Genomic DNA, 23,105 nt, shown 5'->3' with positions numbered 1-23,105 from the left:
GAGGAACATTATGAAAGGACTCAAGCTACTTGATATATTAAAAATTGCTAATATTCCAGAGATCGAGAGTAATAAAGATTTTATTGTGAAACACGTAATTAATTATTCAAAGAAAGAAATTAATAATTACACATTATTGTTTCACTTGGACGAAGATCGGATTAGAGGAAGATATTGGAGTCAAAATCATTCAGTTGTCATTATAACCGAGAGACCTGAGCTTTGTACGGATCTCGGTGATGAAATATATGTAATCAAGACAGATCAATTAAAGGAAAAGTATTGGAGATTTGTAAATTACTATAGGAACCTTTTTAAGCTTCCCGTTATTGGTGTAACTGGCACATGTGGTAAATCAACTACTAAGGAAATGATACGACAAATTCTTGATCCTGATTTACATGTTGTTTCTACTTGGATGAGTATGAATTCAATGTCGGTCAATTTACGATATTTAACAAGAATAGATGATGAAACAGATGTAGCTGTATTTGAAATGCCAGTTGCCTATCCGGGATATTTGCGAGTCGCTTGTCAATATTTTCAACCGCAAATAAGGATTTTACTCAATATTGATGTTCATCATCTCGCGGACTGTGAAACACCTGAGGAATATATGAAAGCAAAAGCAGAGATTACTGAAGGAATGGATCCTGAGAAAGGAATTCTCATACTGAATGCAGATGATCAAAATATTAAAAAAGTCATAGATATTACCCCCTATAAAAAGGTCATTTTTTTTGGAAAGAATAATATAGCAAACTATCGAGCAAAAAATATCCGTTATGTAAGTGGAGGAATGAACTTTTTATTAGAAAATGAGGGAAAAAATTATTCAGTTTTTGTTCCTGGCTATGGAGAACATAATGTATATAATGCACTTGCTGCTATTGTCGCTGTCGTTAATGTGGGGATTGATATTGATACAGCAATCATGCGATTGGCTTCTTTTGAACATCTTGAAGAACATTTAGAATTTAAACAGGGTATGAGCGGTTGTACAGTAATAGATGATACATGGAATTCTGCACCTTTATCAATGACATCCGCATTACAAGTTCTTAGGAATATCGGTAAAGGAAAGAAAAAAATTGCCTTACTAGGCTATATGCCTCAATTAGGTGACGGTCCATATGCGAATAAGATATATGAGGAAATGGGAGAAACGGCATATAAAGCTGGGGTAGATTTGCTAATAGTCGTTGGAGAAGAGGCAAGATTAATTAAGGAAGGTGCCCTAAAGGCAGGTATGGATCCGAATAAGGTTTCTTTGTGCTATACAGGAAATGAAGTTTTTGAATATATAGCTGATCAAGTAAATGAAGAATCAATCATTCTATTAAAGGTCACTCATAGGGTTATGAAGCAGCCTAGTTTTGAAAAGCTAAAAAGAAAACTTATCCCGGAAATTCTACAAACAGACGAGGAGGGATTAGTATGAAGAAAACAACGCAGTTACGAAACATTATCTCGAGTAATAAGCTAGAGAAAATTATGGAATCACATAATGCCTTGTCCGCTAAGATTGTTGAAAAGGTGGGATTTAAAGGGATCTGGGCAAGTGGTTTATCTATTTCTGCATCATTAGGTGTTAGAGATAATAATGAGGCTTCTTGGACACAGGTATTAGATGTTTTAGAGTTTATGAGTGATGCTACATCTATACCTATCTTGCTTGATGGGGACACTGGCTACGGGAACTTCAATAATGCTAGAAGACTAGTGAAAAAGTTAGAACAACGTCAAATCGCCGGGGTATGTATAGAAGACAAAATATTCCCAAAGACAAATTCGTTTATAAGAGGAGAGACGCAGCCACTTGCAGACATTGATGAATTTTGTGGGAAAATAAAAGCTATGAAGGATAGTCAATTTGTCGTTGTGTCCAGAGTAGAGGCGTTCATTGCAGGTTGGGGTCTCAACGAGGCTTTGAAACGTGCAGAAGCTTACCGACAGGCAGGGACAGATGCGATTCTAATTCATAGTAAGCGAACTGATAGCCTTGAAATTGAAAGTTTTATGAAAGAATGGGGAAACAGACTTCCTGTAGTCATTGTTCCTACTAAATATTATTCGGTCCCTACTGAACGGTTTCGAGAAATGGGAATTAGTTTAGTGATTTGGGCAAATCATAATTTACGGGCATCGATTAGAGCAATGGAGGAAACGTCAAGACAGATATATTCCGATGAAAGTCTAATCAATGTCGAACCATATATCACCCCGTTAGAGCATGTGTTTAGGCTTCAAGATGAAGAGGAATTAGCTAAAGCAGAACAAATATATTTAAAATCCCATCAGAGTAGTCCGCCACGAGGTACACAAAATGATTGATGTATTAACGTTTGGGAAAGAGTTAAAGCGGCATGATTTTCAATTCTATTGTGGAGTTCCTTGTTCATATTTAAAAGACCTGATAAATTTTGCAATGAATGATTGTAAATATGTCATGGCAACAAATGAGGGAGAGGCTATAGCTATTGCGTCAGGCGCAGTCATCGGTGGAAAAAAGTCTGTAGTACTCATGCAGAATTCAGGTTTAACCAATGCAACATCACCTTTAATTTCCCTTGTCCATCCATTCAAAATCCCCATACTTGGTTTTGTAAGTCTTCGTGGTGAATCAGGTCTTAAAGATGAACCGCAGCACGAATTAATGGGAGAAATCACACCAGATTTGCTTTCATTGATGAAAATTAGATGGGAATATTTATCACATGATATCGCTGAGGCAAGTCTACAATTGGAGCGAGCAAATGAGTGGATAGAAAAAGATGAATCTTACTTTTTTATAGTAAGAAAGGGGACATTTCATCCAGTTGAACATTTAAAAGAATCATTACAGTTGTCAAATAATTCTTTGAAAATTAATAAAAAGAAAAATGATCAACTACCTACCAGATTTGAGGCATTGCAAGTGATTCAATCCTTAAAGGATCAGCACACTATCCATTTGGCAACAACCGGAAAAACAGGCAGAGAGCTTTACGAAATAGAAGATTCCCAAAACAATTTTTATATGGTGGGATCAATGGGATGTGTAAGTTCTATTGGATTAGGAATGTCAATCGCAAAAAAGGACAAAAAATTTATCGCTATTGATGGAGATGGAGCTCTGCTAATGAGACTTGGAAACCTAGCTACCAACGGTTATTATTCTCCAGCCAATTTGCTTCATATTTTATTAGATAACCATTCATATGATTCAACTGGTGGACAAATGACTGTTTCACAACATACGAATTTTATAGAGATGGCTGCTGCATGTGGTTATAAGCAATCCATTTATGCTCATAATTTACTGGAATTAAGAAACTATATTCAATTCTGGAAAAGGCATCAGGAGCTCACATTTTTATATATGAAAATTGCTAAAGGCTCTAAAAATGGGATTGGACGTCCAAGGCAAAGTCCAGTTGAAATTAAAGAAAGATTGCAGGTGTTTCTAGATGATTAAAACAGCTGTTATATTAGCTGCGGGTATGGGGAAAAGAATCCGAGATAAATCAGGAGATAGGCCTAAAGGATTTTTGACTTTTGATGAAAAACCAATGGTTCAATATTCTATTGAAAAATTATTGAATGCTGGTGTGACTAAGATATTCATTGGAACAGGTTATAAAAGTGAAATGTATGAAGAGTTGAAAAAACAATACCCGCAAATTGAATGTGTTTATAATGAAAAATATGAGACTACTGGAAGTATGTATACACTTTATTTATTAAAAAATTATATTCATGAAGACTTTTTATTGTTAGAGTCAGATTTATTGTATGAAAAATCGGCATTAAATATATTGTTAACACATAAAATGCAAGATGTCATTTTAGCTAGTAAATTCACAAATAATGGTGATGAGGTGTTTGTTGAAATTAGTAGCACCAATTCGCTTGTGAATATGACAAAGAATAAAGAGGAGTTAGAAAATATAGCTGCTGAACTTGTTGGTATAACGAAACTCACCTACTCAACGTTTCAACAATTATGTATAAAAGTTAAAGGGATGTTGCAGAAACAACAGTTAATGGATTATGAAGCTGCTCTTGTTGAAATAGCAAGGCAAAAAGAAATATATGTTGAGATATGTCACGATTTAGTATGGTGTGAGGTGGATGATGAACACCATTTGAAATGGGCAGTTGACGTTATTTATCCTATGATTAAAGCAAGGGAACATGTTCCAAGGATGATTGAGCGAACAATACTTTTAAATCCAGGACCTGCAACGACAACCGATACAGTAAAATATGCACAAGTTGTCTCTGACATTTGTCCAAGAGAAGAAGAATTTGGGCAAATTTTAGAGTGGATTTCTAATGAGTTAACAAAATTAGTTGCTGATCCTAAATATTATACATCTGTTTTATTCGGTGGATCAGGGACCGCTGCGGTAGAAGCTATTATCAGTTCCATAGTAGGAAATGAAAAAATAATTATTATTAATAATGGGGCATATGGTGAACGGATGTGTAAAATTGCCAATGTCTATGAACTTGATTATATAGAATATAAGTCACCCGCTACTGATAAAATAAATTTAATAAATCTTGAACAACTGATTAGCCACTCTGATGAGAAAATAGCTCATTTAGCAGTTGTCCATTGCGAAACAACAACGGGTATGTTGAATCCAATTAAGGAAATTGGAGATTTATGTAAGAAGTATGAAATAAATTTGATTGTTGATGCCATGAGTTCATTTGCTGCAATTCCTATCGATATGAAGGAAATGAATATTGGTTATTTAGCTGCAAGCTCAAATAAAAATCTGCAAGGGATGGCAGGCGTATCGTTTATCATTGCTGAATATCAACGATTACACAATTGTAAAAAAATCAAACCGCGCAATCTTTATCTTCATCTTTATGATCAATTTGAATATTTTCAAAGGACACAACAAATGCGTTTCACTCCACCAGTACAGACGATCTATGCTTTAAAGCAAGCGATTATAGAAACAAAATATGAAGGTATTTCCCGTAGATATGACAGATATTCAAAATCGTGGGAGACCTTAATAAATGGAATTGAAAAATTAGGCTTAACACATCTCGTTCATAAAAATCACCATTCTAAAATTATTACCTCTATAATTGAACCAAATTATCCAAACTATGATTTTTATCAAATGCACGATTATTTTGCGTCCAAAGGTTTTACTATTTATCCAGGTAAACTTGATAAATTAGGAACCTTTCGTATCGCTAATATCGGTAATATTACTTATAAAGATATGGAACAATTTATTGATTTGCTTGACTTATATATAAAAGGGCTCCAAGGAGGAGAGGAATATTTTATATCATAATTTAGCCGTAGTGGTAATGGTGAAAAATAATGATGGAAAGATACTTCTTGTGGACCATCCGTATCGGGGATGGGAGTTCCCTGGAGGATATGTAAATCGAGGGGAGACAATAAAAGAAGCTGCCATTAGGGAAGTGGAAGAGGAAACGGGCATTCATATAATTATTTCAAAATTTTTGGGTATTGAGCAAGATGTGGAAAAAATGACATGTATAATTATATTAGAAGGGGCGACGGTCAGTGGAGAATTGATCCATTCCGATGAACATAAAGGAGTTGAATACTTTTCGGTTGATGAAGCTCTTAACAAAATGGAAATACAAAAATATAAGGAAAGGCTTAAACATTGTGTAATGGAGGAGAATATTCCTTTTGTCCTTTGACAAAAGGAAAAATAGTATTTTAATGAAGTAAATGTATAGGTAATATGAATGTTTGTATATAGTCGGTATAGGTTGCATGAGAAACGTCACTTAGAACATATTGTAGAATACAAAAAAACTGGTGTTACCTGAAAAAAGGATCTGTACATAAGGGCAGAATGCCATTGTACAGATCCTTTTTTTATTCTTAGTGAAATGACTGTTTAATATCCTTTCTCATAATTAACTAAATTTGTACTTGGAACACCCTTTTGTAAATAATGTTTTAAGTTGGGGATAAATATATCCTCAATCACTCTGGATTCATAATGCTCGGTTGAACCTGCAGTATGTGGTGTAATAATGACATTTTCGAAATTCCAAAGTGGACTATTTTCTAATAAAGGCTCTTTTTCGAAAACATCTAATCCTGCTCCAGCAATTTGTTTTGTTTCAAGTGCGTGAATGAGATCATCTTCGTTTACAATTTCTCCTCGCCCAATATTAATAAAAATGGCGGTGTTTTTCATTAATTGAAACTGATCCTTACTAAACATATGATAAGTTTCACTCGTTAGAGGAGCTGTCACCACGATATAATCACAAAGTGGAAGAACAGAATTAATATGCATCATATTATATACTTTATCAAAATCCTCTTCTGATTTGTCTGACTGACGAATCCCAATCACTTTCATATTAAATGCTTTAGCAATCTTCGCTGTTTCCTTCCCTATTGCTCCAACTCCTACAATACCTATTGTTTTCCCATGTATTTCTAAACTTAAATTTTCATGATGCCATTTTTTAATTTGTTGGTTTTTAATATATGTATGGATTTTCCTCGTTAGTGCTAACATGAGGGAAAAGATTGTTTCAGAAATTGGATAAGCATGAACGCCGCTTGCAGTCGTTAATAGAATGTCTCTTTCTTTCATATGATGCAATGGAAGGCTATCTACGCCTGCACTCCAGCTTTGTAGCCAACGAAGCGAAGAATTCTGTTCTAGGCAATTTTCTTTTATTTCCTTTTTCCAACCAACAATAACTTCTGCATGATTTAAATGTTCCTTCCAAGTCTCTGGGTCTTTCCCTGAAATAATTTCCCACTCTGGAATAAGAGCCTTTATCTTTGCTTGTAGCTCTTGATGGATATTCTGTGTAATCACCAATTTTCTCTTTGACACGTTTCTCCCTCTTTTCTATTGTTCGAATACTTTAATTATACATAAAAAAAATGGGCATTTAGAAAGTAAGAACTTGATTATTCTTTTATAGTAGTAGATAACAGTTTTCGTTTCGTCGTTTACAGTTAAGCAAGAAGCTTAGAAAGCTTACAAAAAAAACATCAAGCGCTTTTTAACACTTGATGTTTTATAAATTATTTTAGGATTTTAACTTTTACGCTTTTTCGTCCCCATTGAATGGCTTTTTGTTTTGAAGAAAAGAAGACATCAATTTTTTTACCTTTCATAGCTCCACCAGTATCGCCAGCAATTGCATTTCCATATCCTTCAACATAAACTTTTGTTCCAAGTGGAATCACTTTAGGATCAACAGAAATTACTTTCATATTAGGATTCTTTTTTAAATTTATGCCAGTTGCTGTAATTCCACTGCAACCCTTACAGCTTCCTGTATATGCAGTAGCTGTAACAGTGAATTCCTTAACTACTTTACTACTAGTAGAAGCAGCAGTCGTAGCTATCTCCTTCGTATTACTAGGAGCAATTACTAATTTTTGATTGGGAAGAATTTTATCTGATTTGAGATGATTCCATTGCTTTAATTGGCTAACCGTTACTTTATTTTGTTGAGCAATTTTCCACAATGAATCTCCGCTTTTTACTGTATATGTATTTGTGCTTGCAAATCCCGCACTTGATATTCCGACACTTAAGCATAGTGCTGTACTGATAGATATAATAAACTTTTTCAAAGAAGTCGACCCCTTTACTCTGTTTGTCATGTTAAAACAATAACATGGAAATATAACAGTTATGTTTCAGAGGTGTACTAATTCTATTACATCTTTTTTTCAGATGCTATTTTCAGAGTTACATGTATAGAAGGATCCATTAATAGTTAAGTATTTTTTAAGATTTCATCTATATTCTAAAATCACTGAAGATAAATGGAGGAGGGAAAAAGTTGATTAAACATGCAAAGGGCAGAAGTGAATTAAAATATGCTGTTACAAAAGCGGACTGTCATTTATTAAGAAGAAATCTTCAATTTGTTATGCAGCCAGATCCACATGTAATGAAGGATGGGAAATATTTAATCCGTAGTGTGTATTTTGATAACCTCGAAAACAAAGCACTCAATCAAAAAAAAGAAGGTTTGAAGCATCGTGATAAGTATCGTGCTAGGCTTTACAATTATAAAACTGATTTTATTCAGCTCGAAAAGAAAAGTAAGCAAAATGACATAACTTATAAGGAAAAATGCCAAATGACGGCAATGGAATATGAGCGAGTCCGGTTAGGTGATATCAAGTGGATGGAAAATAATTCAAGGAAGCTCATTCGAGAATTATATGTCCAGATGACCTTATATCAAATAAAACCAACGACTGTTGTAGATTACGAAAGAGAAGTGTTTACCTATGAATATGGCAATGTAAGAGTTACGTTTGATAGTGAAGTAAGGACAAGCTTAAGAAATATTGATTTTTTAAACCCTGAATTACCGATGGTTCCTGCTTTGGATCCAAATATTGTTATTCTTGAGGTGAAATATGATGAGTTTTTACCTGACATTATCAAACAATTATTACAGGTTGGCGATACGATGAGGACATCGTCTTCCAAATACCAACTAAGTAGAAATTATGTTTAAGGAGGACAACATAAATGAATACAACAACAAAAACAACTTTTAATGATATATTCAAATCTAGCTTTTTGGAGAATACAAGTAGCTTCTCTATTATCGATTCTCTTATTGGAATTATTGTCGCTTTTGCAGTAGGTTTATTTATTTATATGGTTTATAAAAAGACATTCTCAGGGGTGTTATACTCCCATAGTTTTAATATTTCACTAATTATTATGACGATGGCAACGGCTCTTATTATTATGGGGATTTCTACGAATATTATTTTATCACTTGGTATGGTTGGTGCTTTATCGATTGTCCGTTTTCGAACACCAATTAAAGATCCAATGGATCTTGTATACCTTTTTTTGGGCTGTTGCGTCTGGAATTCTTTGCGGAGCAGGACTAATTCCACTAGCTATTATAGGTGCACTAGCAATTGGATTGGTACTGATATTCTATGTGAACCGATTAACCGTTGAAAATCCTTACCTATTAATTGTGAAGTATACCAATGAAGGCATTGAAAAGAATATTGAAGAAATAGTCTCAAAGCAGGCGAAAAAATATACTGTAAAATCGAAATCAGTAATGGGGCAAGATCTAATAGAAATTACCTATGAAGTAAGATTAAAGAAAGAAAAAGATGCTCAATTTATTAATAGTATTAAGCGATTAGACAGTGTGAATTCAACTGTCATGTTAAGTTATGATGGGAATTTTACTGCATAAAGAACTTTTCGCTATAGAAATAAAAATAAAATAGTGAAAGGAGCAATGCGATTTGAAAAATAAATATATCCTCGGATCGGTTTTATTTTTACTTCTGCTTTTTATTATTATTATGTTCGTACTTCCGAATAGTAAAATCGAAAAAACTGCGATGAATAACGAATTTATGACAAAGGTTTTTGATAAGAGTAAAGTAACAACTGTAGATATAGTTATGAATGATCAGGATTTACAAGACATTTTGGACAATCCACTTGAAGAAGAAATGGTGAAAGCATCCGTAGTTATTAATGGTAAAAAGATGAATAATGTCGGTATTCGTACAAAAGGTAATATGACATTACGATCTGTAGCGAATATAGAAGATTCTAATCGATATAGTTTCAAAATTGATTTTGATAAATATGAAGATCAGAGTCTATATGGTCTTCGGAAGTTAAATTTAAATAATGGGTATTCAGATTCCACGCAAATAAGAGAGTATATGTCCTATGCTCTTATGGAAGAAATGGGAGTCCCTACACCACAATATTCCTATATGTATGTCACTATCAACGGAGAAGAATACGGTTTATATTTAGGGGTTGAAGCTATTGAAGAGCCGTTTTTACAAAATCATTTTGCAAATGGTACAGGTGATTTATATAAGCCGGATGGAGTTGGAAGTGATTTAAATTGGATTAGTGATGACATTGATGATTATTCAGGATTGGATTTAAAGACAAATACCGAGAGCTCTGATCAATCTGCAATGATGAAAATGCTAAAGGAAATAAACACCAATAAAAACATTGAGGGTTCGATAAATATTGATGAAATGCTTAGGTATTTCGCAGCAAGTACAGCTCTTGTAAATTTAGACAGTTATCAAGGAACAATGAAGCATAATTATTACTTATATGAGGAAGATGGTAAATTCTCAATTTTGCCATGGGACTTGAACATGGCTTTTGCTGGCTATCCAGTTGGTAATAGACCTACAGGGCAAAGGGGTAACAATGAAAAAAATATAGATACTGCTCAAAATGCCAATGAAGGGGATCCTGCAAATAATAAGAATCAAGGGCCCGGTAATATGGGAGGTATGGGTTCTAATTTAATGAGTGAAGAGAATATTAATTTCAGTATTTCATCTCCAGTCTCAGGAGTGACATTAGAGGATCGTCCATTATTAAATGCCTTACTCTCCAATGATCAAAATCGAAAAACGTTTAATAACTATTTAAAGGAAATAGCTAATGGTTTTTTCTCAGAGAAAAATATGAATGAAATGACGAGTAAACTATCAGCATTATTGAAACCATATATTGAAAAAGACCCTACAAAGTTCTATACTGTTGAACAATTTGAAGAAGGAATATCCGGGGAGAATAGTTTAGTTGCATTCGCAGCAAAACGGGCTGAATCAATACTTGCTCAGATTTCAGGAGAACTAGTTGTAGAGACAAATTCATCGCTAGATGAGGGTTCAACAAAAATTGAAAATAGCGCCCAAAATTCAAATAAGATTGAAGAGAATCAGCAAAAGGATAATGAAGAACAATCTGTGAAAAATGGTGCCCAACCAAATATGGGAAATGGTAAAGTAAATGGAAACATGCAACCACCGAATATGGAAAATGGAAACATACAACCACCAAATATGGGGAATGGAAATATTGGTCCAATTGAAAGAGGGGATAGGAACAATAGGAATCATTCATTAGACACTGCAACTTTTTCGAAGGAAACCATAGCTATATATTTAATCTTCTTTTTGCTACTAATTGGTGGAATGATCTTTGTCTTTAGATTTAAAAGAAGAAAATAATTATCCATTTTATATGTATGAAATCTAGAAGGCCTTTTCCAGCAATCAATATAGTTGGATATTTTATAAAATAGTATTACAATGGGGCTGTCTTACAAATGGGCAGCTCCGTTTGTATTGGACTAATTTATTTTTTTCAGCCATTTGTAAATACTAATATAGTCTGTTAATAGAGTTTATATTGAATAAAAGGAGAATACGTATGAAGGCAATTATTGTAGATGAACTAACGAATCGTATGTCTGTTGGAGAATGGGAAGACCCTAAAGTCGGTACAAATGAATTATTAATCGATATAAAAGCAACGGCTATTAATCGTGCAGATGTTTTACAAAAGTATGGAAAATATCCTGTTCCACCAGGGGTAACACCAATAATGGGCCTTGAAATGTCTGGTATTGTAGAAGAGGTAGGTTCATCAGTAAGAGGTTGGAATAAAGGGGATCGTGTATGTGCATTATTACCTGGTGGGGGATATGCTGAGAAGGTTACCATCCCTGCTGATATGGCAATCAAGATTCCAGATGATTTTTCATTTGAAGAGGCTGCAGCAATTCCAGAAGTGTTTTTAACTGCCTATTTAAATCTTTTTGAGCTTGGTCAACTAGAAAAAAATCAAACAGTATTAATTCATGCAGGAGCTAGTGGTGTTGGAACTGCAGCAATTCAGTTAGCACGCGAAGCTGGTGCTACCATTATTGTTACAGCAGGAAGTGAGGAGAAGCTTAGCCTTTGTAAAGAACTGGGGGCTCATTATACAATTAATTATAAAAAGGACAACTTTGCAGAAAAAGTAAGTGAAATAACAGAAGGAAAAGGTGTGGATTTAATATTAGACTTTATTGGTGCATCCTATTTTGAAAAAAATATTGAGTCCTTAAAAATTGAAGGTCGATTAATTTTAATTGGAACATTAGGTGGAAGTCGGCTAGAAATAGATTTAATGTCATTAATGATCAAACGGATAAAAGTATTTGGCAGTACATTACGTTCACAAACACCTGCTCAAAAAGAGAGCTTAACGAAAAAATTCGTTGAATTTGCTATGCCCCTTCTAACAACTAAACGTATTTCACCTATCATCGATTGTGTATTCCAGCTTCATGAAGTAAATGAAGCCCATGAAAAAATGGAGAGAAACGAAAATAAGGGAAAGATTATATTAAAGATCAATTAAATTCATCAATTAATATATATATCAGTTCAGTAGGAAAATAAAAGGGGTCTGACCCCATCATACGATATTTATTACGAAAAAAATGAAATTCGCTCTAAATACCGTATGTTAAGTGGTGTCAGACTCCTTAATAGACAACCTTTTTATGCTTTTTGAACATTTGTTGCTTGTGGTCCGCGTGCGCCTTCTTCGATTTCAAAGGTTACAGTTTGTCCTTCTTCGAGGGTTTTGAACCCTTCCCCTTGAATTGCTGAGAAGTGAACGAATACATCGTCCTGTCCCTCTACCTCGATAAAACCGAATCCTTTTTCTGCATTGAACCACTTAACTTTACCAGTTACCATTTATATACCTCCAAAATTCGGATATTTACTAATCTCGTTCAAACATCAATAGTTTTCATACGTAAAGTGAAATATCCATAAATAAGTAAATACACAATATATTTTTGGCACAAATACTCAAAGTATACATAAAAAAATAAAAAATATTGCTGAAGGGAAAATAAATGAAATATTAGACAATTGCCAAAGAATATTATATAATCACAAATACGTCTTTGAACTTTCAAAAAGATAGAGAAGTCATGAATTACTTGAGAATTCATGGCTTTTTCCTGTCTATAATGTGATAAATGAACAAAAAAGGGAGGGAAGGGAATGTCTAAGGCACATCCTGATTATGAAAATGAAACGGAAAGGCTCGATTTTACAAAAAAGTATATGAATGTTGTCATCCAAGCGTCAGAATCTAATGAAGAAACATTTAGGGAAAACCTAAAACAATCATTAGAAGGCATGGATATAAAGGATAGTAGTTTTAGCTATATGACCATGTTGACGAATTCGAATCTCTTGCAACGTACAGGAGACGAGTTAAAAAGGCTAAAAAAGTTTAGGAACAAGCCTTATTTTGCAAGAATCAATTTTTTACAGGAGAATGTGAATCAGGAAGAACATTTATATCTGGGAAAAGTCTCATTATTCGATAAAGAAACGCAGCAGCCGATTATTGTGGACTGGAGATCACCTATTGCCAACTTATATTATGATGGCCGATTAGGAGAGGTATCGTATGAGTCTGAAGGTGATACGTACCATGGTTTTTTATCATTAAAACGACAATTTATTATCGAAAATGGCGAATTACAGGAAATTCGAGATATCGATTTAACGACAACAGATGAATTATTGCAAATGTCTCTATCAGAAAGTGCAAGCAATCGTTTAACAGAAATTGTATCAACCATACAAGAAGAACAAAATAATATTATTCGTGCAGATTTAAATAGACCGATAATTGTCCAGGGAGCGGCAGGAAGTGGAAAAACAACGATTGCTCTTCACCGTATTTCTTATTTCATTTATACCTTTGCAGAAAAGTTTACAGCTGATCAATTGATGATCTTAGCTCCGAACCGCTTATTTATCGACTACATCTCAGAAGTCCTTCCTGAACTGGGTGTTGAAAATATTTTACAAACAACCTTTGTTGATTATGTACGTTCCTGTATTGGAAAAAAAATCAAACTAGTTCCTCCAGACGATAAGCTACTTCGTTTTATTAACCAAGAAATAGATAATCCCGAATTAGTAAAATGGATGTCGGAATTTAAAGGCTCTTTATTATTTAGAGACATTATTGATCGATATCTAGAAGACATACTTAAAACACTACTTCCGACAGAAGATTTTTATGTATCAAAATTTCGTCTATATCATGCGATGAATTTAAGACAATTAATAGAATACGAATATCGGTACCTACCTTTCTATCAAAGAATTGACAAAATTAAGCGTGTATTACAAAACCATGTCCGCACTGAAAAGAAAAGGATGATTGATAAAGTTATTAAATTTTACGATGGTAAATTAGAAAAAGCACTATATAGTAAAGTGAACTCTGAAAAGAGAAAGGCATACATATCAAAGGCTTTAGATAAAAAGGAGGAAACGTTGAATGACATTAAGAAAGAAGCTAGGGTCGCTGTCAATCGATATATAAAAAAGCTACCAAAGCATGATTTGTTTTATTATTTTAAGCAGCTTCTTACCAATAAGGAAATATTCAAAAAATATGCTGATGGTTTACTTGATGAGGATAAAATTGAGTTTTTCATTCATTATCAAATGAAATTAATGTCTAAAGGCATGTTTGAAATAGAAGATTTGGCATCCTTGTTATATTTACAGGGAAAAATATTTGGAATTGATCAGCAGTTACGTGTGAAGAACATCGTTATAGACGAAGCGCAAGATTATAGTTATTTTCAATTATTTGCGTTAAAAACTGTATTAGAAACTGATATGTTTACAATTGTTGGGGATCTGGCGCAAGGTATTCATTCGTATCGAGGTATTAAAGATTGGAGCATCGTTCAAAATGAAATTTTTCCAAGAGCGAGCTATAAAACCCTTCAAAAAAGCTATCGGACAACTGTTGAAATTATGGAAGCCGCTAATCAAATTCTAAAGTTACTGAAGTTAGAACTACCAATTGTAGAACCTGTAGTGAGACATGGACAAAAGCCTTCATTCCACACAATTTCAACAAAAATCGATGCCATTCAATTAATGGAACAAGAGATTAATCAATTGTATAAAAGAGGTATGAAAACTGTAGCAATAATAGGAAAAACGAATAAAGAATGTCAGGAATTAGCTAAGCTATTTAAAAAGCACTCGTCCCTTTCGATTCAAGTTTTAAAAGAAAATCAAGAAATCCATAAAGATGAAATCGTCATTGTCAGCTCAAATTTATCAAAAGGTTTAGAGTTTGATGCAGTTCTCATCTGCTCTTTAGATGATTCATTTCTGGATTCTGAAATTGATATAAAATTATTATATGTATCGATGACTAGGCCACTGCATCATTTGTCTTTATATGGAAAGGATTTAACTTGCTTCTTACTAGATCAAGTGAATGAAGATGTAATCATCAAATTATGAGGAAACGTGCTGTTGGAAACCTTCTTTCTGGCAGCACGCCTTTAGTATTCTACCTAAAACTCTCCTAAAAATATTTGGCTGTAAAAGTGAAATTATGTCACTTTAAATGAAGGAAAATTGCGAAAATTGTCGTATTACTAACGTTAATATGACAGAATCGGGGAGTAATACTTATATGGAAAAATTGATTTTACATGTGCTTTTTATTTTATTGCCTGTACATATTTATAGTGTTTTTCTTGAGAATAGGAAGGCAGGTCAATCTCCATATATTTTAGGTATAGTAAATAGTTTATGTGCAATTTTAACGATGTCATTTTCAATCTCTGCATTTAGTTTGTATTGGGATTTACGTTATATCCCTTTAGTGATCTCCATTTTTTATTATGGTCCCATTTCTGGCTTTATTGTATTTCTCACCATTTTAATTGAACGAATGATTATCGGTGGTGAGGGTGTATGGATAGCCTATATATGCCTTATCGTAGCCGTACTATTTCCTATGTATATTAGAAAGAAATTTAACCACAGTTCAAGAAGAAAAAAGATTTTCCTAGCTACAGTATCTGGAATCCTAATTGCATTAGGTCAATTAGTCATAACATACACTTACCTTTATTTTCATTATGGACAACAACTGAATGGAATAAAATTATTTTTTATTGTTCTTGTTTATGGTGTAATACAAACCTTTGGGATATTAATTTCTACTTTATTACATGAAAAAATACTAGAAAAGAAGCTGTTGCAACAAGAGATCATACGAGCGGAAAAACTAAATACTATGGGGGAAATGGCAGCATCCATTGCCCATGAAATTCGCAATCCATTAACAGTAGTAAAGGGATTTCTCCAATTAATGCAAAAACAAGAAAAAAACGATAACCTTCAATACCTTACTCTCATTTTAAGTGAATTAGCTAGGGCAGAGCTAATTATAAATGATTATTTAAATTTTGCTAAACCTCAGTATAAAAAGGTAGAAGAAATTCAGTTGGGGGATACCCTATTTCATGTTGTCACCTTAATTGAATCTCTAGCCCTTAAAAATGGAGTGAAGCTGGAATTTTATGGGGAAAAGAACCCGATAATTCTAGCAGATAGAAACCATCTTATTCAAGCGTTCATCAATCTTATTAAAAATGCAATTGAAGCAACTCCGAATAAAGGAAGTGTTGCTGTAAAAATAGATGAAGACAATGATTATATCTATATTAAGATTTTAGATACTGGTAAAGGGATGTCAAAAGAACAATTATCTAAAATTGGAACCTTATACTATACAACAAAGGACAAGGGGACGGGGATTGGAACAACTGTATCATTAAAATTTATTGAGGAAATGAAGGGGAAGGTTACCTATCAGAGTACCCCAAATGTAGGTACTGAGGTAACAATCCTTTTTCCACGGATCAAAAAATAGGATTCTATTGTGGGACTTTAAATGTCTGTGCCAGACACTTCTCACCACTCTCAATGACCATATTTTCCGAGTACTCCAGCTGCATTTCTTTGAAGAGAGATTTCCAAAATTGGATGGCATTTTGATTCTTTTCCAATTGAACAACGTAATAGGTTCCTGGATAAGCAGAAATTAGTTTCTTTACGGCTTGTCCAGCAAAACCTCTTTCTCGATATTGGGTGAAAATAAATATATCATTAACAATATAATCGATAGTCTCGCTTTTTTCTGTCTTAACAAATAGGAGGAAACCGACCACCATTTCATCAAATTTAATAAAATAAGGAACAAGATTTGATTTAGTGAAAAAGTAAGTTAAACTGTCGTATTCAAATATTCCTTGATCATTTGTTTTAAGCTGATTCGTATATTTAGACAAATCATCTAAATAAAAATGGAGCATATTTTCCAAAATACTCTTTTCTTCGAGCTTAACCTCAACTAATTCAATCGACATATGTAAAATCTCCTTTCTACGACGATTAAGAAAGTGAAAAAATGAATACAACGCTTAGTTGTTTCTCCACTGTTCTATCCCTCTGCCACTATTGCTGTCTCAGTTAATTAAGACACCTATGCTTTTCTTATTGTAAAAGAAAATAAACGAAAAGAGAATAGGTGAACCATTCCCAGTCCTAAATTTAAATAATAGACTATTAGGTTATAGTTGAAATTTACAGAAATGGTTGTTTAACGGGTTTCAGAAAAATATAAGACACGTATATATACAATATAAATTACCCTAATAGATAAAGTGATCTATAATCAGCGAGGAACAAAGACTCCAGCTGATTACTAGGTAAACTAATCGGGCAGTACGGACAGTTATTCTACCTGATTTTTACTAGGTTGAAAATCTACTGACGTTTATGCAAGGGGGGAAAATAAGGAGGATAAAAATGGAAAAAAGTAATCTTAATAAGGAAAATTCTGCCCCTATCTCTCTTCCTTATTCATTAAAAGGAAAGAATGTAACCATATATAGAGGTGGGCCAGAGTCTAAGACAGGAAGGCTGATTGATGTACAATCTGATTATATTGCACTAGGTACAGAGAATGGGGTTATTTATTATCAGGCTGAACATATTAAAAGCATTAGTGAGGATCCAATCTTTAATTCAATGCAATCTAATTTAATGCAAAAGGAAAAAATTATATATTATCAGAGCAAGAATTTTGCAGGTATTATGAATAATTTAAAATCAAAACTAGTTCAAATTAACCAGGGAGGACCGGAGTCAAAAAAAGGTTTATTATTGGATGTCAAGAGTGATTATGCTGTGGTCAGTACTAATGATGATGGAATTGTATATTACAACATTCATCATATAAAGAGCATTATGACTCCTCAAAATAACAATTCACAACTTGGAGAGGAAGTAACTAATTTAGCTCGTCAAGAATATATTGGAGCTCCAGAATTTAATCAACTATTTAGGCAAATGACACATGGATGGGTTTCGATTAATCGTCATGGACCAGAAGCTCTTGAAGGTATCTTAGTTGAAAATACTGATGGATATTTTACCCTTATAAATAATAAAGAAATATACCGAATTCATCCTCTTCATGTAAGGAGTATTAGTTTTGGTCCAAAAGGACTCTTAAAGAAATTAAACAATAAAGAGGATGATAATGCCAAAAATAGTAATAGTAATAGTAATAATAGTCAAATGGAAGAAGGGAAAAATAGCAATAAAACCAATACAAATAAAGAGGCGGAAGTGGATAGTTCTGGGGAAGAAAATCAACAATTACAAATTAAAGATTTGGTTGAAACATTAAATATTCCTTCCGTTGCAGGATTATTTATACAACAGGTAGTTTTAAAGGGAATGGCTAAGGCTTTAAAGATATTTTAAAATATTTATTTCACGAGTTGGCAAACCAGGGTGCATTGGTTTTTGACTAGTGCACCAATCTATTGAAAGGAGGATGTAGAGTTGTCAGGAATTAACCAATTAATTAATCAAGAGGTTGAGGTTGAAATTTCAGGAAAAAATCTCATATCAGGTCTATTACTTGATAAGGGACTGGATATAATTGTGATCTATACTGGCAATAAATTTTTATATATTCCACTACTACACATTCAGCACTTAAAGGAAAAAGTAGTAAAAGAAATAGTAAGCGAACCACCAGAATCCTTACTCATGATAAATGAACCGGAACCGATTTCCTATAGAAAAATATTAAATCATGCAAAAGGACAGTTCATAGAATTATTTGTTACGGGGAACAAATCGATTCACGGATATATTACTAGTGTTTTAAATGACTACATTGTTTTTTATTCCCCAGTGTACAAAATTATTTTTATATCGATGCAGCATATAAAATGGTTCACCCCGTATTCAAATCAACTAACACCATATACTTTAGGCAGTAAAGATTTGCCAATTGTTCCTGCAAGTATTCCTTTAGCAAGATCTTTTGATGAACAATTAAAAAAATATGAAGGGCAATTAATAGTCCTGGATTTAGGAGATAATCCAGAGAAAATTGGATTATTAAAAAATGTCTCAAATAACATAATTGAACTTATAACTGCTAATGGCCAAGCTATTTATTGGAAATTTACTCATATTAAAACAGCAAATCTACCATAAGGGGACAGACGTCTTTAATAGATAACCTCAATATGTTGATTAAAAATGCAAGATTGCTTTCCTTATTTGTCATATAAACTTCTAGTAGTGTATGATAAAGTGAACTTTGTGTTGATTTATAAGAAAGGCTGTTTTTATAGTTTGTTGCTTTTGTAAATGTCCAACTGCCGGTTATTACACCAAAAAAGGATGCAACGATTTTCATGGAGATTACAGCTCTTTTCAGTGAAAAGAAAGGTGTAGCAGTCTTCAGCAGCCGATAGTTATTCGTTAAAACTTTAGTTGAATAGCAACAATATTTAAGAAAATAGCCTTAAGAAAAAATGAAAATAGAACTAAAGGAGAACAATATGACAAGTAATTGGCCATTTTTATCAACTTTAAAACCAAACTTTCAAGTTACATGGAAGACTGCAGGATTTGATCAGCCTACAGCCATCCAAAAGGAAACTGCTGAGATAATAATGGAAGGCAAGGATGTTATTGCTAGTTCACCGACTGGAACAGGGAAAACATTAGCCTATGTTCTTCCATTATTAGAAAAGCTAAATACCGATAATAAAAATATACAAACAATTATTCTTGCCCCATCTAGGGAACTAGTGATGCAAATCCTTCAAGAAATTCAAAATTGGGCCTCTGGAAGTGGGATATTGGCAGCATCATTTATTGGTGGTGCAAATGTAAAACGCCAATTAGAGAAGCTAAAAAAGAAGCCGCATATCATTGTAGGAACACCTGGGCGAATTTTTGAATTAATAAAACAAAAAAAAATAAAAATGCATGAAGTAAAGACGATCGTTTTTGATGAAGGCGATCAACTCCTTACTTCAGAAAATATGCAAACAATTACTGGGATTATTAAAGCGACATTAAGTGAAAGGCAACTTCTACTTTTCTCGGCAACACTTCAGGAGCAAACAATCCATACGGCGCAGATGCTGATGAAAGAACCAGAAATAATAAATATTAAGACTTCCGAAAATAAAGAGAAAGTTGAACATATTTATTTTGTATGTGAAGAAAGAGATAAAATGGAGATATTAGCAAAACTAAATAGAGTAGAATCTATGCAAGCTCTTGTATTTTTTAACGATATTGGAAAGCTAAATGTTATAGCAGAAAAAATGAAATATAAAGGTCACTTGGTTGGAGAATTACATAGTGAATTGAAAAAAGAAGCTAGAGCGAAAGCAATTAGTCAATTACAGTCTGGTGAGTATTCTCTACTTTTTACTACTGAAGTAGCGGCAAGAGGGTTAGATATTGCCAATCTTCCATATGTAATCCATTTTGATTTACCGGACAATACTTCTCAATATACTCATCGTTCAGGTAGAACAGGAAGATTAGGTCAGGAATCAGGAACGGTTATTTCGATTGTTACATTACGAGAAGAACGAACGTTAAAACAGTTTTGTCGAGAACTTGAAGTGCCTGTCAATCAAAAATATTTGTATGCTGGACACATCGTTGATCAGAGAGGTTAATGATACATTTGAAATAGGCATCTACACATTTTTTGTCAGTAGATGCTTTTTTATTATTCAGTACCTTGCATTAATCAGTAGTATCGATTATTATATAGTTATTACTAGTGAACAATGTACAGTAGCTGATATTAATTTATAGGAGGTGGATTTTTTGAATGTCCAGTTTAAAAAGGGTGTTTTAGAACTATGCGTTCTAATATTAATTTCTAAAAAGGATCAATATGGCTATGAGTTAGCTCAAAATATATCCAGTAAAATAGAAGTTGCAGAAGGGACCCTGTATCCTTTACTTAGAAGGTTAACAAAGGATGATCTTTTAACCACTTATTTATTAGAATCCACTGAAGGACCACCAAGAAAGTACTATTCAATTACAACAAAAGGCCTTGAATATATGTTTGATTTAATAAGTCAATGGAGGCAATTTTCTGAGGCAGTCAATCAATTTATAACGGAGGGTATGGCGAATGGGGAGAAATGAATTTATAAAAAGTCTAGAAAGCTATCTATCGAAAGTTCCTGAACGTGATCGAAAAGATATGCTTTATGATTTTGAAGAGCATTTTACAATCGGGATTGAAAATGGAAAAACGGAGGAAGAAGTTGTTTCGGAGCTAGGGGATCCACAAATGATTGCCAAGGATTTAATAGCAGAGTATCGGATAAGTGCAGCAGAAAAGGATCGATCTGTACCAAATATTACACGTGCGATGATTGCAACGATTAGTTTAAGTTTTTTTAATATTGTTTTTTTATTGGGGCCGGTTCTAGGACTTATTGGGGTGTATATTGGATTGTGTGTGACTGCAATTGTGATGACGGTTGCTCCTTTAATAGTCGTTTCATGGGGAATATTTACAGGATTTGATTTATTTTTACTGCAATTTTTTGTATCGATTGTGTTATGTGCGATTGGGTTACTTTTAAGTATTGCAATGATCAATATAGGAAAGTTATTTTATTCCGTTATTCTCCGCTATATAAAATTTAATGTAAAGATAATTAAAGGGGGAAAGGCATAATGAAAAAAATGATTTTAGGGGCAATCATTTTACTGATAATCGGTATTATTGGCACGACAGCAAGTTTATATGCAAATAAGGATTCTTTGTTTCATCCGAAAGAGTGGAGTGAAAAGAAGTCAATTAGTGGTAAAAACATAAAAGAAATTCAAATTGATTCTGGATCTGTGGATGTCCTATTAGAACCGTCAAATAGTGATGATGTTCAAGTTGATTTATTAGGAAAGGAAACGATAAGAAAAAAAGGACAGTATAAATTAAAAGTAGACAATGATGGGGACCGTATTAATATTAAGGTTAAGGAAAAAATTCGAGTTGGTGTTACTTTTTATAGCAGTATAAAATTATATGTAAAAATTCCTGAGAAGATGTATCAATCATTAGACTTAAAATCTTCATCAGGAGAATTAAATGTAAAGGATTTTTCTGCTGAAAATGCAACTTTTAAAGCAACATCTGGTGATGTAAATGTCAAAAATGGTAAGGTGAATAATAAACTGGTTATTGAATCAACTAGTGGTACAATTGAAGCAGCAAATAATCAGGCAGAAGATCTATTCTTGAAGGCGACGAGCGGGGATATTACAAATGACGATGTGAAAGTTGCCAATCAATTATCTGTTCAAGTTGCAAGTGGTGAAATTAATGTAAATAACAATGAGGCAAAAAAAGTAAAGCTAAAATCAACTTCTGGGGATATCAATGTTGATCAGCTTTTAGCAAAGGAATCAGAAATCAAAGCAACATCTGGAAGCATCGTTGTTGATGATATTAGTGGAACTATTATTGGAAATGCCACTTCTGGAGATATAGAGATTGGACCTAATAAACAAGTTGGTCATATGAATTTAGAATCAACAAGTGGTACAGTTGAAGTTAGAACAAAGCAACAGACATATCCTTTTGCCATTGATTTTAATGGCGGATCAGGTAGTGGAAAAATTCAAGTTTCTGGAGCAACTTATACTGAAAAAAACGAACATGAAATAAAAGGTAAAATTGGTGACGGTTCAATTCAATTAAAGGTAAAAACGACATCGGGAGATTTTGTTTTAAAATAAGGATCTTTTCTCAAACATTGTTGCTATTTAAGTAAAGTTATCACTAATAAATATCGACTGAGGATTGCTACACATTTCATTTTACCTAAAATAACAATTAAAATAAGGAGGGAATGAATAATGGAAAATCCATTATTTATTCCCTCCTGTGTTTTATAATTAGTCATTAGTTTTTGTATAGTGTTTACAGATCAAAACACCTTTTTTGGTGTTTACAGATCAAAACACCTTTTTTTGGTGTTTACAGATCAAAACACCTTTTTTGGTGTTTACAGATCAAAACACCTTTTTTTGGTGTTTA

General features: G+C 33.3%; 20 protein-coding genes and 1 pseudogene. 17 read left to right on the top strand and 4 right to left on the bottom strand.

Going from position 1 to position 23,105, the window contains the following annotated elements; all coding sequences use genetic code 11:
• The first annotated feature begins 10 nt into the window (after nucleotides 1–10).
• The 5 genes from I5818_RS22330 to I5818_RS22310 are packed head-to-tail and all read left to right on the top strand — an operon-like array spanning nucleotide 11 to nucleotide 5,691.
• Nucleotides 11–1,441 (top strand): UDP-N-acetylmuramoyl-tripeptide--D-alanyl-D-alanine ligase, encoded by a 1,431-nt coding sequence (locus I5818_RS22330; protein WP_058003148.1) that lies wholly within the window; start codon nucleotides 11–13, stop codon nucleotides 1,439–1,441.
• Entirely contained in the window at nucleotides 1,438–2,334 is an 897-nt protein-coding gene (aepX, locus tag I5818_RS22325; protein ID WP_078110549.1) for a phosphoenolpyruvate mutase, read from the top strand. The genes I5818_RS22330 and aepX overlap by 4 nt, the downstream gene beginning before the upstream one ends.
• Nucleotides 2,327–3,457 (top strand): phosphonopyruvate decarboxylase, encoded by a 1,131-nt coding sequence (gene aepY, locus I5818_RS22320; RefSeq protein WP_058003146.1) that lies wholly within the window; start codon nucleotides 2,327–2,329, stop codon nucleotides 3,455–3,457. The genes aepX and aepY overlap by 8 nt, the downstream gene beginning before the upstream one ends.
• Nucleotides 3,450–5,309 (top strand): 2-aminoethylphosphonate aminotransferase, encoded by a 1,860-nt coding sequence (locus tag I5818_RS22315; RefSeq protein WP_071976390.1) that lies wholly within the window; start codon nucleotides 3,450–3,452, stop codon nucleotides 5,307–5,309. Before aepY ends, I5818_RS22315 begins: the two co-directional genes overlap by 8 nt.
• A gap of 10 nt (nucleotides 5,310–5,319) precedes the next feature.
• Complete coding sequence (locus I5818_RS22310) at nucleotides 5,320–5,691, top strand: NUDIX hydrolase (protein ID WP_268876195.1); 372 nt, start codon at nucleotides 5,320–5,322, stop codon at nucleotides 5,689–5,691.
• Between the two features lie 203 nt (nucleotides 5,692–5,894).
• Here I5818_RS22310 and I5818_RS22305 read toward each other — a convergent pair whose 3' ends face one another.
• Together I5818_RS22305 and I5818_RS22300 are read right to left on the bottom strand one after the other, a co-directional pair.
• Nucleotides 5,895–6,857, bottom strand: coding sequence for a D-2-hydroxyacid dehydrogenase (locus I5818_RS22305; protein WP_078110548.1), 963 nt, complete (start codon nucleotides 6,855–6,857; stop codon nucleotides 5,895–5,897).
• A 194-nt stretch (nucleotides 6,858–7,051) separates the two neighbouring features.
• Complete coding sequence (locus I5818_RS22300; RefSeq protein WP_058003143.1) at nucleotides 7,052–7,609, bottom strand: 3D domain-containing protein; 558 nt, start codon at nucleotides 7,607–7,609, stop codon at nucleotides 7,052–7,054.
• 212 nt (nucleotides 7,610–7,821) lie between these two features.
• Here I5818_RS22300 and I5818_RS22295 point away from each other — a divergent pair, with 212 nt between their 5' ends.
• The 4 genes and pseudogenes from I5818_RS22295 to I5818_RS22280 all read left to right on the top strand — a co-directional run bounded on the left by I5818_RS22295 (nucleotide 7,822) and on the right by I5818_RS22280 (nucleotide 12,209).
• Nucleotides 7,822–8,511, top strand: coding sequence for a polyphosphate polymerase domain-containing protein (locus I5818_RS22295; protein WP_078110547.1), 690 nt, complete (start codon nucleotides 7,822–7,824; stop codon nucleotides 8,509–8,511).
• Nucleotides 8,512–8,525: 14 nt separating this feature from the next.
• Nucleotides 8,526–9,222, top strand: a pseudogene (locus I5818_RS22290) (DUF4956 domain-containing protein).
• Nucleotides 9,223–9,274: 52 nt separating this feature from the next.
• Nucleotides 9,275–11,032, top strand: coding sequence for a CotH kinase family protein (locus tag I5818_RS22285; protein WP_235849728.1), 1,758 nt, complete (start codon nucleotides 9,275–9,277; stop codon nucleotides 11,030–11,032).
• A gap of 202 nt (nucleotides 11,033–11,234) precedes the next feature.
• Nucleotides 11,235–12,209: an NAD(P)H-quinone oxidoreductase gene (locus tag I5818_RS22280; RefSeq protein WP_071976386.1), complete on the top strand. Its 975-nt coding sequence runs from the start codon at nucleotides 11,235–11,237 to the stop codon at nucleotides 12,207–12,209.
• Between the two features lie 143 nt (nucleotides 12,210–12,352).
• Here I5818_RS22280 and I5818_RS22275 read toward each other — a convergent pair whose 3' ends face one another.
• On the bottom strand, nucleotides 12,353–12,553 hold the full coding sequence (locus tag I5818_RS22275) for a cold-shock protein (protein ID WP_058003138.1): 201 nt from the start codon (nucleotides 12,551–12,553) through the stop codon (nucleotides 12,353–12,355).
• A gap of 315 nt (nucleotides 12,554–12,868) precedes the next feature.
• On the opposite strand from I5818_RS22275, the gene helD reads away from it, so the two are divergent.
• Both helD and I5818_RS22265 read left to right on the top strand, forming a co-directional pair.
• Nucleotides 12,869–15,157 carry an RNA polymerase recycling motor HelD gene (gene helD, locus I5818_RS22270; RefSeq protein WP_071976385.1) on the top strand — a complete coding sequence of 763 codons (2,289 nt, stop codon included), beginning with the start codon at nucleotides 12,869–12,871 and terminating at the stop codon, nucleotides 15,155–15,157.
• 175 nt (nucleotides 15,158–15,332) lie between these two features.
• On the top strand, nucleotides 15,333–16,580 hold the full coding sequence (locus tag I5818_RS22265) for an ATP-binding protein (protein WP_058003136.1): 1,248 nt from the start codon (nucleotides 15,333–15,335) through the stop codon (nucleotides 16,578–16,580).
• Between the two features lie 4 nt (nucleotides 16,581–16,584).
• Here I5818_RS22265 and I5818_RS22260 read toward each other — a convergent pair whose 3' ends face one another.
• Nucleotides 16,585–17,076 carry a GNAT family N-acetyltransferase gene (locus I5818_RS22260; protein ID WP_058003135.1) on the bottom strand — a complete coding sequence of 164 codons (492 nt, stop codon included), beginning with the start codon at nucleotides 17,074–17,076 and terminating at the stop codon, nucleotides 16,585–16,587.
• A 442-nt stretch (nucleotides 17,077–17,518) separates the two neighbouring features.
• On the opposite strand from I5818_RS22260, the gene I5818_RS22255 reads away from it, so the two are divergent.
• From I5818_RS22255 to I5818_RS22230, 6 genes are all read left to right on the top strand, one after another.
• Entirely contained in the window at nucleotides 17,519–18,481 is a 963-nt protein-coding gene (locus I5818_RS22255) for a hypothetical protein (RefSeq protein WP_078110775.1), read from the top strand.
• 81 nt (nucleotides 18,482–18,562) lie between these two features.
• Nucleotides 18,563–19,228 (top strand): DUF2642 domain-containing protein, encoded by a 666-nt coding sequence (locus I5818_RS22250; RefSeq protein WP_058003133.1) that lies wholly within the window; start codon nucleotides 18,563–18,565, stop codon nucleotides 19,226–19,228.
• 350 nt (nucleotides 19,229–19,578) lie between these two features.
• Complete coding sequence (locus tag I5818_RS22245; protein ID WP_058003132.1) at nucleotides 19,579–20,718, top strand: DEAD/DEAH box helicase; 1,140 nt, start codon at nucleotides 19,579–19,581, stop codon at nucleotides 20,716–20,718.
• Between the two features lie 154 nt (nucleotides 20,719–20,872).
• Complete coding sequence (locus I5818_RS22240; RefSeq protein WP_058003131.1) at nucleotides 20,873–21,202, top strand: PadR family transcriptional regulator; 330 nt, start codon at nucleotides 20,873–20,875, stop codon at nucleotides 21,200–21,202.
• Nucleotides 21,189–21,743: a DUF1700 domain-containing protein gene (locus I5818_RS22235; RefSeq protein ID WP_071976382.1), complete on the top strand. Its 555-nt coding sequence runs from the start codon at nucleotides 21,189–21,191 to the stop codon at nucleotides 21,741–21,743. Before I5818_RS22240 ends, I5818_RS22235 begins: the two co-directional genes overlap by 14 nt.
• Complete coding sequence (locus I5818_RS22230; protein ID WP_078110776.1) at nucleotides 21,743–22,804, top strand: DUF4097 family beta strand repeat-containing protein; 1,062 nt, start codon at nucleotides 21,743–21,745, stop codon at nucleotides 22,802–22,804. The genes I5818_RS22235 and I5818_RS22230 overlap by 1 nt, the downstream gene beginning before the upstream one ends.
• Nucleotides 22,805–23,105 lie beyond the last annotated feature (301 nt).

It is taken from the genome of Heyndrickxia oleronia, from assembly GCF_017809215.1.
Taxonomy (GTDB): Bacteria; Bacillota; Bacilli; order Bacillales; family Bacillaceae_C; genus Heyndrickxia; species Heyndrickxia oleronia.
The sequence above is the reverse complement of the archived record's forward strand: the minus strand, read 5'-3'. Positions and strand labels throughout refer to the sequence as shown.